General features: G+C 55.8%; 13 protein-coding genes and 1 pseudogene. 11 read left to right on the top strand and 3 right to left on the bottom strand.

Going from position 1 to position 13,875, the window contains the following annotated elements:
- Positions 1 to 8 precede the first annotated feature (8 nt).
- The 5 genes from B4V04_RS04610 (at position 9) to B4V04_RS04590 (ending at position 5,044) form a co-directional block, all read left to right on the top strand.
- The gene (locus B4V04_RS04610) at positions 9 to 1,490 is read left to right on the top strand and encodes a lipopolysaccharide biosynthesis protein (protein WP_498229558.1); all 1,482 of its coding nucleotides are present in this window, start codon (positions 9 to 11) and stop codon (positions 1,488 to 1,490) included.
- A 117-nt stretch (positions 1,491 to 1,607) separates the two neighbouring features.
- Positions 1,608 to 2,072 (top strand): dTDP-4-dehydrorhamnose 3,5-epimerase family protein, encoded by a 465-nt coding sequence (locus B4V04_RS04605; RefSeq protein WP_498229556.1) that lies wholly within the window; start codon positions 1,608 to 1,610, stop codon positions 2,070 to 2,072.
- Complete coding sequence (locus tag B4V04_RS04600) at positions 2,069 to 3,142, top strand: glucose-1-phosphate thymidylyltransferase (RefSeq protein WP_498229554.1); 1,074 nt, start codon at positions 2,069 to 2,071, stop codon at positions 3,140 to 3,142. The genes B4V04_RS04605 and B4V04_RS04600 overlap by 4 nt, the downstream gene beginning before the upstream one ends.
- 2 nt (positions 3,143 to 3,144) lie before the next feature.
- Positions 3,145 to 3,324, top strand: a complete 180-nt coding sequence (locus B4V04_RS04595; protein ID WP_498229553.1) for a hypothetical protein — start codon at positions 3,145 to 3,147, stop codon at positions 3,322 to 3,324.
- A gap of 382 nt (positions 3,325 to 3,706) precedes the next feature.
- Positions 3,707 to 5,044: a C1q-like domain-containing protein gene (locus B4V04_RS04590; protein ID WP_498229551.1), complete on the top strand. Its 1,338-nt coding sequence runs from the start codon at positions 3,707 to 3,709 to the stop codon at positions 5,042 to 5,044.
- A gap of 116 nt (positions 5,045 to 5,160) precedes the next feature.
- Here the strand turns inward: B4V04_RS04590 and rfbD are convergent, their stop codons facing one another.
- Complete coding sequence (gene rfbD / locus B4V04_RS04585) at positions 5,161 to 6,039, bottom strand: dTDP-4-dehydrorhamnose reductase (protein WP_498229549.1); 879 nt, start codon at positions 6,037 to 6,039, stop codon at positions 5,161 to 5,163.
- Between the two features lie 53 nt (positions 6,040 to 6,092).
- On the opposite strand from rfbD, the gene rfbB reads away from it, so the two are divergent.
- Positions 6,093 to 7,013 (top strand): dTDP-glucose 4,6-dehydratase, encoded by a 921-nt coding sequence (rfbB, locus tag B4V04_RS04580; protein WP_498229547.1) that lies wholly within the window; start codon positions 6,093 to 6,095, stop codon positions 7,011 to 7,013.
- Positions 7,014 to 7,128: 115 nt separating this feature from the next.
- On the opposite strand, the gene B4V04_RS04575 is transcribed toward rfbB, so the two are convergent.
- Positions 7,129 to 7,611, bottom strand: coding sequence for a sugar phosphate nucleotidyltransferase (locus tag B4V04_RS04575; protein WP_498229546.1), 483 nt, complete (start codon positions 7,609 to 7,611; stop codon positions 7,129 to 7,131).
- Between the two features lie 8 nt (positions 7,612 to 7,619).
- The gene (locus B4V04_RS04570) at positions 7,620 to 8,606 is read right to left on the bottom strand and encodes an NAD-dependent epimerase/dehydratase family protein (protein WP_498229544.1); all 987 of its coding nucleotides are present in this window, start codon (positions 8,604 to 8,606) and stop codon (positions 7,620 to 7,622) included.
- A gap of 447 nt (positions 8,607 to 9,053) precedes the next feature.
- Here B4V04_RS04570 and B4V04_RS04565 point away from each other — a divergent pair, with 447 nt between their 5' ends.
- The 5 genes and pseudogenes from B4V04_RS04565 to B4V04_RS04545 all read left to right on the top strand — a co-directional run bounded on the left by B4V04_RS04565 (position 9,054) and on the right by B4V04_RS04545 (position 13,660).
- A complete protein-coding gene (locus tag B4V04_RS04565) occupies positions 9,054 to 10,154 on the top strand; it encodes a DUF4330 domain-containing protein (protein WP_498229542.1) in 1,101 nt (366 codons plus the stop codon).
- Between the two features lie 115 nt (positions 10,155 to 10,269).
- Complete coding sequence (locus B4V04_RS04560; RefSeq protein WP_498229540.1) at positions 10,270 to 10,683, top strand: hypothetical protein; 414 nt, start codon at positions 10,270 to 10,272, stop codon at positions 10,681 to 10,683.
- A 430-nt stretch (positions 10,684 to 11,113) separates the two neighbouring features.
- Positions 11,114 to 12,292: pseudogene (locus tag B4V04_RS04555) on the top strand (tubulin/FtsZ family protein).
- Between the two features lie 189 nt (positions 12,293 to 12,481).
- Positions 12,482 to 12,688, top strand: coding sequence for a hypothetical protein (locus B4V04_RS04550; RefSeq protein ID WP_498229538.1), 207 nt, complete (start codon positions 12,482 to 12,484; stop codon positions 12,686 to 12,688).
- A gap of 144 nt (positions 12,689 to 12,832) precedes the next feature.
- Positions 12,833 to 13,660 carry an undecaprenyl-diphosphate phosphatase gene (locus B4V04_RS04545; protein ID WP_498229536.1) on the top strand — a complete coding sequence of 276 codons (828 nt, stop codon included), beginning with the start codon at positions 12,833 to 12,835 and terminating at the stop codon, positions 13,658 to 13,660.
- The last annotated feature ends 215 nt before the right edge of the window (positions 13,661 to 13,875 follow it).

The following is a 13,875-nucleotide window of genomic DNA, read 5'->3' as shown; positions in this document are numbered from 1 at the left end:
CTTACTGTATGGATCTTCCACGATCGCTGATTCCAGCGCCCGAGGACGGGGACGGGCTCACCAGTAAAGTCCTCAGTGGAGGAGCCTGGGTCAGCTCTCTGAACGTCCTCAATCGACTTCTGGAGACGTTCAAACTGATCGTACTCGCACGACTGCTTTCTCCCTCTGATTTCGGTCTGATGGGTATTGCACTCCTCGCGTTGGCGGCACTGGAACGACTCTCTCAGCTTGGCGTTGACCAAGCGCTGATCCAAGAGGAAAAGGACGATATCGACCGATACCTTTCGACGGCTTGGAGTCTAAAAATCGCCCGCGCCGTTCTGATCATCACCATCCTGTATGTGGGATCGTCCGCTATCTCGAACTTCTTAGGGGAACCGCAGGCAGGACCCATCCTCCAAGTGATCGGAATCACCTATCTGTTTCGGGCGTTCATGAATCCGGCTACGGTTTATTTCGAAAAGGATTTACAGTTCCACAAATACTTCTCGCTCAGATTCTCCTCGGTTTTCGTCGATGTGATCGTCGCCATCGCGTTCGGTCTCGTCTTTCAAAACGTCTGGGCGTTAGTGGCCGGAATATTTGCGAGACATCTCACACAACTTCTCGTCTCGTACCGCATCGATCCGTTTCGGCCGTCTCTCGAACTGGATACGGAGAAAGCAAAGGAATTGCTGGGATTCGGAAAGTGGGTCTGGGCATCGGGAATAACGACGTTCGTTTCGACACAGGGTGACGACGGATTCGTCGTCTGGTTGCTCGGTTCGGAAGCCCTCGGTTTTTACCAGATGGCGTTTCGACTCTCCAACGCGCCCGCTACAGAGATCTCCAAAGTCATTTCGAAAGTCGCGTTTCCGACTTACTCTGTCCTACAAAACCAGAAACAACGACTCAGGAAAACGTATCTCAACACGCTTGAGATCACATATTACGTTACCGTACCGATGGCTGTCGGTATACTGGTCGTCGCTCCAGAGTTCACCGCCGTTGTACTTGGTGAGGAGTGGGTGCCGATCGTCCCGGCACTACAAGTGATGGCGATAGCTGGTTTTGTCCGCGGGATCGCGGCCACCGGTGGAGCGATCTTCAGAGGAACGGGGGCCCCAGAGTGGGACTTCAGAATGAACCTGCTTCGAGCGATAACGATCCTCTTGACCATCTGGCCGCTCACGAACTACATGGGAATAACGGGTGCGGCGATCAGCATCACCCTTGGTATCGGAGTCACCATCCCTGTCTGGCTCGTTGTGAGCCGACGTATCATTTCGGCTCGTTACAGTCAGTACGCGAACCGAGCCCTGATACCCTGTGTCAGTTCGATTTTAATGGCTATCACCGTTCAAGCCGTACTCTCCGAGGACATCGTTGGGTTACTAGCGGGAATTACGACCGGAGTTCTCTTCTATTTCCTTCTCAGTACGCTGTTGTATCGGTATGTCCGCCCGCACCCGATATCCGTACTTAAGAACTTTACTGGGTCTTCTAAATGAGAAACGGATGGCTCTGAGTTATCTTACATTTCTCAATTAGTACTCCAACACCTTGTTGATGAATCAACCCCGTCTGCAAAATCAATACTTATACCTCGTTCCTTCGAGTCAATACACATGATCGAAGGAGTCGAGATAAGAGATCTCCAAGTGAATACAGACGACCGAGGTCATCTCGTCGAGATGTTTCGAGAGGATTGGGACGAGTACGATCCCGACCCAGCTATGTCCTACTACTCGATGAGCTATCCCGGCGTCATCCGGGCGTGGCACCGCCACACACGCGGACAGATCGATCACTTCGTGTGTCCGAAGGGCCGGATCAAAGTCGGCGTCTACGACGATCGGGGAGACTCTCCGACAGAAGGCGAGGTGAACTCGTTCGTTATCGGCGAGCACAATCAGCAAGTCATTCGGATCCCCGGTGACTGCTGGCACGGGTTTAAAGTGATCGGAGATGAACGAGCTTTCCTCGTGAACTTCCCGACGAACCTCTACGATTACGAAGATCCCGACGAAGAACGACTTCCACACGGCACCGATGAGATCCCCTTCGACTGGGAAACGGAGCCCCACGCATGAAGGGTGTGTTACTTGCCGGCGGGACCGGGTCCCGCCTGCGCCCGATCACACACACCGGCCCGAAACAACTCGTCCCGGTCGCAAACAAGCCGGTGATCCAGTACGCAATCGAGGACCTCCGCGAAGCAGGAATCACGGAAATTGGCGTCGTTCTCGGCAACAAGGGTCGCGAGGCGATCCAATCTTTCCTCGGCGACGGAAGTGAGTTTGGCGTTGAGATCACCTACATTGTCCAAGGCCGACCCCTAGGACTCGCCCACGCCGTCGGCTGTGCGGAATCATTCGTCGACGGCAACGACTTCGTCGTCTATCTCGGCGACAATATGCTCAAGCGTGGTATCGTCGACGTCGTCGATGGGTTCCGTGCTGGTGAGTTCGATGCCGGAATAGCCCTCCAAGAAGTCGACAACCCGACACAGTTCGGGATCGCCGACGTCGACAAGGACGGTAGGGTTACTCGCCTCATCGAAAAGCCGGACGATCCACCCTCGAATCTCGCGCTCATCGGAATCTACGTGTTCACTCCACGGATCTTCGATGCGATCGAGAAGATCGAACCTTCCTGGCGCGGCGAACTAGAGATCACCGACGCGATTCAATACCTACTCGACGACGGCGGGACGATCGACTCGCAAGTCGTCGAAGGCTGGTGGAAGGACACCGGGAAGCCGGAGGACGTACTCGAAGCGAATCGACTGGTGCTTGAGGATCTCGAAGCGACGCGGGCCGGCTCCATCGACACGGACGCCAAAGTCGAGGGTCGGGTTGACCTCGCTGAGTCGTCCCAAATCGAATCGGGTGCAGTGGTCCGTGGACCCGTGTCGATAGCCGAGAGCACGACGGTCGAAACGGGCACGTACGTCGGACCGTACACCGCTATCGGTGCGAATTCCACGATCCGCAACGCCCACATCGAGAACAGCGTCGTAGTCGGGGATACCGAGATTACGACGAGCGGTCGGATCATCGATAGCCTGATCGGTCGCGGAGCCGTGATTGGAAGTGCGGACGGTCGTCTTCCGGAAGGTCGCCGACTCGTGATCGGCGAGAATTCACAACTCGAACTGTAACCATGCGTGTCATCACTCTCGAATGTCCGGACTGTGGAACCGTCGTTGCCGCAAACGAACTCGAAGACAATCGGATTATGAAGTGCCCCGGAAACGACTGTGAGTCCGTTCTCCGGTTCGATGATCTCCCAGAAGACGACCGGTCGTTCTATCTTGAAAACAGAGAGCAGTATCGGCTCTAGCGGCTCTATTGAATTATTGCCAGATTATTATCTCGATCAAATATATAACACTGATAATATAGTTATCGAATATATGGATATCATGGTCTGATGCTGAAAACCAACATCCATATTAAATTCGAAAAATGATCTATTATTGAATGGTTCACAAACTCACTCGTCGGGGAGGGTTGTTGCTTGGAGCAAGTTGTGCTGCGGCCCTCGCTGGATGTTCAAGTTTGGAGGAGCCGAGAGCAGAGAAGACACTCCTCATTCAATCAAACGAGCAACACACGATTGAGCAAGACAGCCAAGGGTCGTACCAAGCAGTCGAAATTCACAACAGTGGTGTACTACAGGTCAACACCAACGCAGAAATTCAATTGGATTCAACCTCTGAATAATGGTGGACAAACCGATCAAACTGGTTAACGAAAATGGACATATCGTTGGTAAAGATCCTATATCGGGTGACACTATCCCGGTGGAGTTCGAATCAGTCAGTCAAGAGCAATTACAGTACGCTCTAAACAATACTGGATTTTCTGGACGTCTCTCAGGCCGTCCGATAGTCACGGAGAGCGAAACTATCCTCAAAGTCGGAACAGACACGAGCACAATTCAAGAGGCGCTTAACCAAATCCCGCTCATCATTCGGCACAACTTTGAGATTCAAGTACCAGATGGCACTTACAACGAGAATCTGCTCGTCCCACCGTTCCTCGTAGCTGACTCGGTCGGCAAAAACCGCGAGACAGCAGACGCTGAAGGCGCTTCACACGTCCCGCGAATCAACGGAAACATTAACACGCCGACAAAGGTCGAAGTCAATTCATTTACCATTACCGGTACACAGGGGGCGATTGCGCCGCTGATTGAGGGATTCTCGATCATCGGGACCGCGCCGTATGCTGACGAAGACGCGGGGATCGAAGTATACGGATCGCAAGACGTGTCGTTCCGCTGGATAACATTCGAGAATGGAACAGCACGTGTCGGATTTTTGCCCTATGGAAGCGGAGTCACAATTCGCCAAGAGTGCAATCTTGGAAACAATATTGTAAAATACGGCGTTGAGACAAAGCATAACGCCCACGTCAATATCGATTCGTTTGGTCAAAGTGGGGCGTCGTTCGGTCTTGAAGGGTCGGCCACCGATTATGCTGTTTTCAATAATGATTCGGGGATTGTAACACTCGGTCCGAATGATCTGCTGGCGACTGGCGGTATTCAAGATGTATACAATCGTGAAGGTTTGATGTTTGATGCGACCGATCAAAGGTATCTACCTCGGACAGGTGGTGACGGAGACGTGGAGTCTGCGGTTGGGTTATCATCTACCGTTGTGGATCAGTCAATTCCCGGAGGCGGTACGAAAACTAAAATCCAGTTTGATACGGCTGAGTTTGATATCGGCGGTGATTACGACACCACGAATTATGAGTTCACCGCACCTTTGGCAGGACAATACGAACTCAAACTACAAGTTCAATGGTTAAATCCCAATGACACGACTGAGATGAACGTCGAGATCTCAACTGCGGATCGCACCACAATTTATTCTAGCTCACGCTTGAACGGATCTTGTCAAACTAATCCCACCCAACACGTATCACGCACTGTCTCTCTATCAAGCGGTGATACGGTTTCATTTTACTGTACGCATAATGAAGAATCTGACCTGAGCATAAACACAGATGATGCGCCACTAACGTTCGCTGAAATCACCAAAATCACATAATAAACGGACTACACAACTAAACAAGGAAGAGCGATATAAATCATGATAAATATATTAAAATACTAATGACTATCGTATTGTGTTATCTGTGATGTTTTGATTTCAATAGAGTAACGCTAAAGCAGATCTGCGATGTCTTCTGCAAGTGTCGACTGTGGGCGATTAAGTGTCTTCTCAACACCTGTCGTATCGAGACATGTATACTGCGGTCGTTCAGCATTGCGGTCAATATCATCCATTGAACTCTCTATGAGGCTCGCGTCTGTGAATCCGGCCTCTTCGACGATCAGTTCGCCGAACTCATAGGGGGTGAGACAGGATCGGCTCGTGACGTTGAATGTTCCTCCGTGGGCGCTATCAAGGAGATCCAGAAGAGTCCTAGCGGTCGCCTTCGCGTAGGATGGTGATACTCGCTGGTCGGTGAACAATGGGATTTCGTCTCCCTTGCGGGCTCTCTCGAGAATCCATGAAGGGAACCCAGTTATCGTTCCGTCCGGTAGAGAACGACCGTACACGAATGATAGACGGGCGATCAGTGGATCGGGATATATCTCACAAACCTGACGCTCTCCAACAAGTTTCGATTCACCGTACACTTGTTTCGGGGCGGGGTCAGCGGTCTCCGAATAGGGCGCTGTCTCCTCACCGTCAAAGATGTAATCCGTCGAGGTGTGGACGAGTGCGGCGTCGACCCTCTCGGCGGCCCGAGCTACGTGTTCGGCACCGTCCGCGTTGACCGCATAGGCCTGCTCCGGATCGGTTTCACACCCATCAACATCCGTCATCGCTGCGCAGTTGACAATCGCGTCAGGATCGATTTCGTCGACGAGGTCGTCTACCGCAATCGAGGAGGTAATATCGATCTGATGGCTTTGACAGTCGAATCCCGGATCTTCCGAGTGGTATGCAGTCACGACGGTTTCGTTCCGGTCGAGTGCGACCGACGTGACGTTTCCACCCAGTAATCCGTTGGAGCCCACCACGAGTATCCGCATGCGGACCGGTCTGATGGATAATGATTTATAGGTGACGACGTACCTTCGAATCAATGCGTGTGCTCGTGACCGGCGGCGCCGGGTTCATCGGTTCGAACTTCGTCCACCATCTCCTCGAAACGACGGATCATCATGTTGTGACGCTCGATTCGCTCACCTACGCCGGGACAACAGAGAACCTCTCTGGAGTTCTCGACCACGAACATCATCGATTCGTCGAAGGAGATATTCGAGACGAGGAGCTCGTTGACGAGCTTGTCGAAGAGTCTGACATCGTGGTCAATTTTGCGGCGGAATCCCACGTCGACAGATCCATCCAAGACGCCGAACCGTTCGTCTCGACGAACGTCGACGGGACGCGAACGCTGCTCGATGCTGCGCTGGAACACAACATCGATTTCTTTATCCAAATTTCGACGGACGAGGTGTACGGCACAATCGAATCCGGAAGCGTAGCCGAGGACGCTCCTCTCGATCCCAGAAATCCCTATTCAGCGACGAAAGCGAGTGCGGACCTCCTCGCATTGAGTTATTACACGACACACGACCTTCCGGTCATAGTGACACGGTCGTCGAACAACTACGGCCCTCGCCAGCACCGTGAGAAACTCATCCCGAAGTTTATCACACGCGCGGCCGCAGGCGAGACGCTCCCGGTGTACGGTGATGGGTCAAACGTCCGTGAGTGGTTGTACGTCGAGGATAACTGTCGAGCGATCATGACTGTTCTCAAAAAGGGCGCTCCAGGGGAAGTGTACAACATCGGAAGCGGAACGGAGCTGACGAACATCGACGTCACCGAACGAATCATCGAGATGGTGGGTGGCTCAGAGGATCAAATCGAATTCGTCGAGGATCGCCCCGGTCACGACCAACGATACTCTCTTGATGCGACCAAACTTCGATCGCTGGGGTGGAACCCGGAACGAAGCTTCCAGGACGGGCTGAAGGAGACCGTCGAACACTATCTCTGACCCTCTTTTCACGATAGCACTTCAGCCTTCTCAACGGACGTATCGAGTGTTCAATATCGGCCTCCCCTAGCGATCTACCCACGGTCCAGATACACCAATTCTCTCTCGACAGATCTCACTCCTCACGGACCAGTGCGGCTGCCCGCTCCACGTCTTCGGGCTTGTTCACGTTCACACGCTCGCCGAGCCGTACGGTCGCCACGTCGTATCCCGCCCGCACCAACAACCCCACGGCCTCGCTCAGCTGGTACTCGCCCTCGGCCGACGGCTGGAGCAACGCACAGGCGTGAAACACATCTTCAGGTAACACGTAACAGCCGGTCGTCACGAGCGTCGACGGGGGATCCGCCGGCTTCTCGACGAGCCCCGTCACGCTTCCCGTTTCGTCCATCCGGACCACGCCGGTCGACTTCGCGACCGCGAGCGACACCTCCTCAACCGCCAAGACGGCGTCGGCGTCCGTCACGGCCCCGACTGCAGGCTTGACGCTCCCGGAGAAGACGTTGTCGCCGTTCAAAAGGAAGAAGGTCCCGTTGACGTGCGGTTCTGCCTGTAACACGGCATTCCCGAGCCCCAGCCGGTTGCGCTGGTGGACCAATCAAGGAGTCATGACGAACGCACCAACGGCTCGTACCACTCCTGGTTCGCTTGGTACCACTCGATGAACTCGCCGACTCCCTCCGTGATCGTTCGCGAGGGTTCATATCCGATCAGGTCACCCGCCTTCTCGACGGCGGCGTGCGTGTGTTCCGCATCTGCTTCCCGCGCCGATTCGTAGACGATCTCGAGCTCAGGTGCGAGCTGATCGCGGACCGTCTCAGCCAGCTCCTGAATCGAGATATTGTCTGAACTCCCGATGTTCAACACGTCGCCGTCGGCTGCGTTCGACTCCAACAGCGTCCGATTTGCATCAACGACGTCTGCCACATAGGTGAAGTCTCGCGTCTGCTGGCCGTCGCCGTAGATCACTGGAGGCTCCCCGTTCAGACACCGCGAGACGAAATTCGAGATCGCCATGTTCGGCCGCATCCGTGGGCCGTACACCGTGAAGTACCGGAGACACACTGTTGGCAACCCATGAAGCTCGGTATATACGCGAGCCATGTGCTCCTGTGTCAACTTCGTTACACCGTATGGACTCACAGGCTCAGTCGGGTGATCTTCGTTGTAGGGCAACGACTCGGGTTTGCCATAGACGGACGAAGAACTCGCGAGGATCACTCGCTGCACGTCAGCCTCTTTTGACGCCTCAAGCAGATTTACCGTTCCGTCGACGTTGATGTTGGTCACCTTCCGCGGGTTGTCCACACTCTCGCGCACGCCTGCCTGTGCGGCCTGATGGACCACCACGTCTGTATCAGCAACAAGTTCTTGAACCGTTTCGGTGTCCCGCACGTCGCCCTCGACGAACTGATACTCGACGTCAGCCTCGTCAGCCACATCGCGGTGGACGTCAAGCGTGTGGCGTTTGATTCCCTCCGCATAGAAGGGTTCGAGATTGTCGAGGACGGTCACGTTGTGGCCATCTGTGAGGAACGACTCGGCGAGGTGGCCGCCGATGAATCCGGCCCCGCCCGTGACGAGAATTTGCATACCGGTCTTTCTGAAGGCCGACACTAAACTCGCGCGGTTCGGTGACGGTGTCTCCGTCTCAGATTTCGTTGTCAGCAACAACCAGTACGCGGAGAAAATCGGCTATGATCGACCTCGTTTCTTTTCTGTGATTTGTTTTTGTTGGTGTCCATCACTGGGTGTGTCTACAGTAGTGGCCGCAGACAGACGAAATGAGCTCACTCAGTCTGACGTGATGGTGTGGAGGTAGGCGTTTGAGGTAGATGTAATGGATTCACACTCACTGTCGCTTTCCGCATAACATTCCCTCCGCAGTAGTCTGTTTGTAACACATCTATCTCTGTGCAGCCTTTCAAAAAATACAATAAACGCTCAGAGCGGTGGCTGCCCACAGGTAACTGTCGAACGAATACGCTTTTGACGCAGGCGTGATTTCGCTGTGATAATGCGATTTTCGGGTGGTCCCCTATGGACGTAATCGATGATGACGGCAATCTCTTTGGCGCCGTCAACGTTGTGGATGCACTTGTTGTTCTAGTAGTGCTAGCTGTCGTCGTCGCTGGCGTGGCATTCGTGTTCGCAGACGATCCGGCGCCTGAACCCGAACCCGACACCGAAACGACGTACGCGACCCTCGACATGGGAACTCAGCCTGCCTACATTGTTGACGTAATCAATGAAGGTGACACGTACCCCCCTGATGGTTCCTCTTTAATCACGATTACGGATGTGCACCTTACGCCACGCGAGAGCGATATCGGCGTTACGCTTCGAGTTGAACTCCAAGGACAGGCCAACGACGACGCGATGACGTACGCGAATGCCCCTCCAAGACTTGGACGGACACTCACCATTGCGACGTCTCAGTATGAGGTGAGCGGCCAGATTCGCGCCGTTGGCGATGGCAACGCACTTGCCGGCGGCACCCAACCCGTGATTCTCCGAGATACCCTTGACGCCGAAACCGCGACTGCGGTCACTCCTGGCGACGAGATTCGACTTGCCGGTCGGACGGTCGCGACCATCGAGGACGTCGCTACCTACGCCACTAATAACTCCGAACGGACACGCATCCTCGTTGAGACGAATCTGACTACACACCACGAGAATGGGCAGGCACGCTTTGGTGGCGTACCACTCCAGCGTGGGCAGTCACTCACGCTGCCGGCCGACGATTACACGATTAACGGTCAGATCGAACGGATGAATGGAGACCTCCAGCTGGGTGAGACGTCAACACGACGGGTTACACTCCGCATGACCGACGTACGTGAGGACACCGCCGATACAATTCGGCCGGGGATGGTCGAAGGGTCGACGAGCGATCCTGTCGCGGAGATCACCGACGTCGAGACCGAACCGTCGCTTATCATCGCGACCGGTGAGGACGGCAGCGTCAACGTTGCCGACCACCCGATCAACCGGGACGTGACGATCACCGCCGACATTCAGGTTCGAGATACGCCGACCGGCGTTCAGTTCAAGGGTGAGCCACTCCGTGGCGGCACGAATATCACCATCGATCTCGGAACACGCATCATCGAGGCCGAGGTGGTGAGCGTTACCTGATGGTCAATCGCGGTCCCTCTCCACACATCTGCTACCTGCCCACGGTACGTACGCCGGCAGAGGTGATGACGTGAAAACTCCCTCCCCCGACGAGTCTGAGAAATCGAGTACGCCAATGTCGTCAGGAGAGAGTGAGACACCAGCCATACTGGCTGGCTCCCGCGTCGTCTCGACGCTTCGATCCACCACTAGTCGCGTTGAGTCGTGGGTGCGGCATTCGGCACTCTATCAGTGGCTCACCGCCGAACCCGACCCGGAGGTGATCGTGATCGATCTACGAGAGACCTGGACCGTCGGGCCCTTCCTTCGTATTCTCGACTGGATGGTTGATCGACTCGTCGATGCGGCTGACAACTCTCGAGCCGTCGGTGTCGCTCAACGTGGCGTCACCGTAACGCGTGCGACGCCGCTCCGTGCGGTCGGATTCGCGCCGCCGTGTTCGGCCTCGCCGTCGCCGGCAGTGGACTTCTCGGTGGCGTCTCGACGACACGGCTCGCTGTCGGGGTTGGCCTCGCGGTGGGAGGGCTGATCGCGATGCAAGATGAGCGTGACTGGGCAACACTGCGGGAGACGCGACCAGTCGCACTCGCGATTGCCGCGTTGGAGCCACCGGAGCCCCCGGATACTGCAGCTGGTGACGACACGGCTGAACGGCCGCAGGCCCACCACCATGCAAACAGAGACCCAGCTCAACCGGAGGATACAGACGAATTCGAGCCGCTACCGGGGAGTTCCTTGGATGACGCCGAACAGTCAGATTCTGGCAAGCACTAGGAGCGACGATCAAAGCGCTGCGGGAGGATCAGATCCGAACCACCGTCACCACCAAATACACACTCCCTTCATAGGTGCGTTGGCCGAGAGTCCATCGCCAGCTCACCGGCTAACACCGAGGGTCGCCAGCGGCTACAGATTTATCTAAGTAGGGCAACAAAACAGCAGACAACGGAGCCCTCTACATGAAACTGGCACTGATCGGCGTCGGCCAAGCTGGCGGGAAGATCGTTGATAGATTCATTCAGTACGACAAAGAACACGGAGCAGAGATCGTCCGTGGTGCTGTCGCCGTCAACACCGCGACAGCTGACCTCCGTGGACTCACTCACATCCCCGAAGACAGGCGGATCCTTGTCGGACAGGCGGAAGTGAAAGGCCACGGCGTCGGGGCAGACAACGAGCTCGGCGCCGAAGTCATGGAACGCGATTTGGGCGAGATACAAGGAGCGCTCGATTCGGTCCCGTCTCACGAGGTCGATGCGTTCCTCGTCGTCGCCGGCCTCGGCGGCGGCACGGGCTCGGGTGGCGCGCCGGTGCTCGCAAAGTATCTCCAGCGGATCTACACCGAGCCCGCCTACGGGCTTGGCATCTTGCCCGGCAGCGACGAGGGTGGCATCTACACCCTGAATGCGGCCCGCTCGTTGCAGACGTTCGTGCGGGAGGTAGACAATCTGCTGGTGTTCGACAACGACGCCTGGCGGCAAACTTCAGAGTCTGTCACGGAGGGGTTTGCAGCGATCAACGAACAGATCGTGAAGCGATTCGGATTGTTGTTCAGCGCCGGCGAGATACAGCCTGGCAACGACGTCGCTGAGAGCGTCGTCGACTCCTCAGAGATCATCAACACACTCGCCGGCGGTGGGATCTCGACGCTCGGCTACGCGGAATCCGCTGTCGATGAGCCCAACCGAGCGGGACTTCTCTCGCGGCTCTCGGGCAGCGGGGGCGACGCCGAGATGTTTGACAGTACCGATAACACGAATCGGATCACGAGCCTTGTCCGGAAAGCGACGCTCGGCTGACTGACACTTCCCTGTGAAGTGGAGGGTACCGAGCGGGCACTGCTTGTGGTCGCCGGTGCTGGACCACTCCTGAATCGCAAAGGAATTGAGCGCAGCCGCAAATGGCTCGAAGAACAGACCGGCTCGATGGAGGTCCGCGGTGGTGATTACCCGCGGACGGGCAGTGGTGTCGTTGCCACTGTCGTCTTACTTGCCGGGGTTACGAACGTGCCCCGTGTCAAAGAGCTCCAGCAGATCGCAATCGAAACCCAACGAAACATGGACGAGATTGACGACGAAAGTGAGGGAAAGCGGCAGGATCTGCTTGGCGAACACAACGATCTGGAATCGCTCTTTTAACTGGCCCCAAGCGATCGCTTGTGACGAACGGCCGCAAAGGAGTATCGCGTCAGTGATCGACGACTGAAGTTGTTGGACTCCGCCTTGGTCCTGTGAACTACGTCACCCACCCCGGCTGACGTCGTTCGCAGCGGAGCCGGAACGACTCACCCGCAACTGCTTTACCGATAAGTGCGAACTGTGGGGTATATGACCAACGCTACCAGCGAGCCATTTATTCGAGATTGGGTTGGACTGGAGGGTGAGAGTCTCTTCATCGGAACCGTCACGCTGAGTATTTTCACAGCCGTTTTTCTGATGAATGGGAACACCAACCAGTTCAGCCTTCTTGCAGGGGCTGGGTTCGGCGTATTCGCCGGTGTGTTACGGTATATTGTTCTGCTCAGAAGCAGCTGACAACTGCGTTTGCTCGACTACGTGTCTCGGTGCTGTTGAGACCCAACCCACTCAGTTGTACGGGCCGTCCTTGTGTTCGTCTGTCTTGCTCGCTGTCGCTTTCAACAGAGCCAAGTAAGCAACCCACCGAATCCTCTCTAGATAGTGACGCTCTCGGATCTGCTCATTGCAATTCTCGCGGGCATTGTACAGGGTATCGTCGAGTGGCTGCCCGTCTCAAGTCAGGGGAACCTCTCGTTAGTGTTGACGCTGGTCGGAACTGAGCCCGAAGTCGCACTCCAACTCGCGCTCTTTTTGCAGGTCGGTACCACCCTGTCTGCGGCGACGTATTATCGAGACGAACTCCAGACAGTACTCGCGGCGGTGCCGGGCTGGCGTCCCCGTGCAGCCTACGAGGGTGACAACGCCATCGCCTCGTACATTGTTGTCGCCTCGTTCATGACGGGTGTTGTCGGGATTCCGCTGTATATCTTCGTCGTCGATCTCGCTGGGCAACTCACTGGCGGGGTCTTCATTGCCGGGATTGGTCTCCTCCTCATTGCGACCGGTATTCTCCAACTCGCGTCTGAATCCGTCTCGATGGGTGGGCACACGACGCCAACACTCACCGACTCGCTTCTCGTCGGAGCCGTGCAAGGAATTGCTATTCTGCCCGGCATTTCCCGGTCAGGGATGACCACCAGTGCCTTTCTGTTCCGCAGCTACGAGCCGCCGGCCGCCTTCAGACTCTCGTTTCTGTTGTCCATTCCGGCCAGTCTCGGTGCTGCGGCGCTCACACTGCTGAGCGCCGGCGGCCTCCCCGGGATTAGCCCTACAGCCGCGGCCGTCGCGCTTGCAGTCAGTGCTGTCGTCGGGTACCTTACGATCGATGCGCTCATGCGGGTTGTTGAGCGGGTGCCGTTTTGGGCCGTCTGTTTCGGCCTTGGGGGGCTCGCAATCGTCGGTGGCGGCATCGTATCGGTCATTGTGTGAAACACGCCGTCTCTTCTGGCGATTAGACTGACGCTGAGATGGTTATCATTTTCACTGCCAGTTTGGATAAAATCCACAGTCGGTGTTGGGTTTGAACGGTCGCACTGCACACAACGTGAGTGTGCCGCGAACAAGGATTATCCCCCGTGTCGACCAACGAACGGCTATGTCGTTGGCTATCGCTCATTTCGCAGTCGGAGCAGCGATGACGACTC

The sequence above is a fragment of the Halorubrum sp. B52 genome, from assembly GCF_059752555.1.
This window is presented reverse-complemented; position numbering and strand designations above follow the sequence as displayed.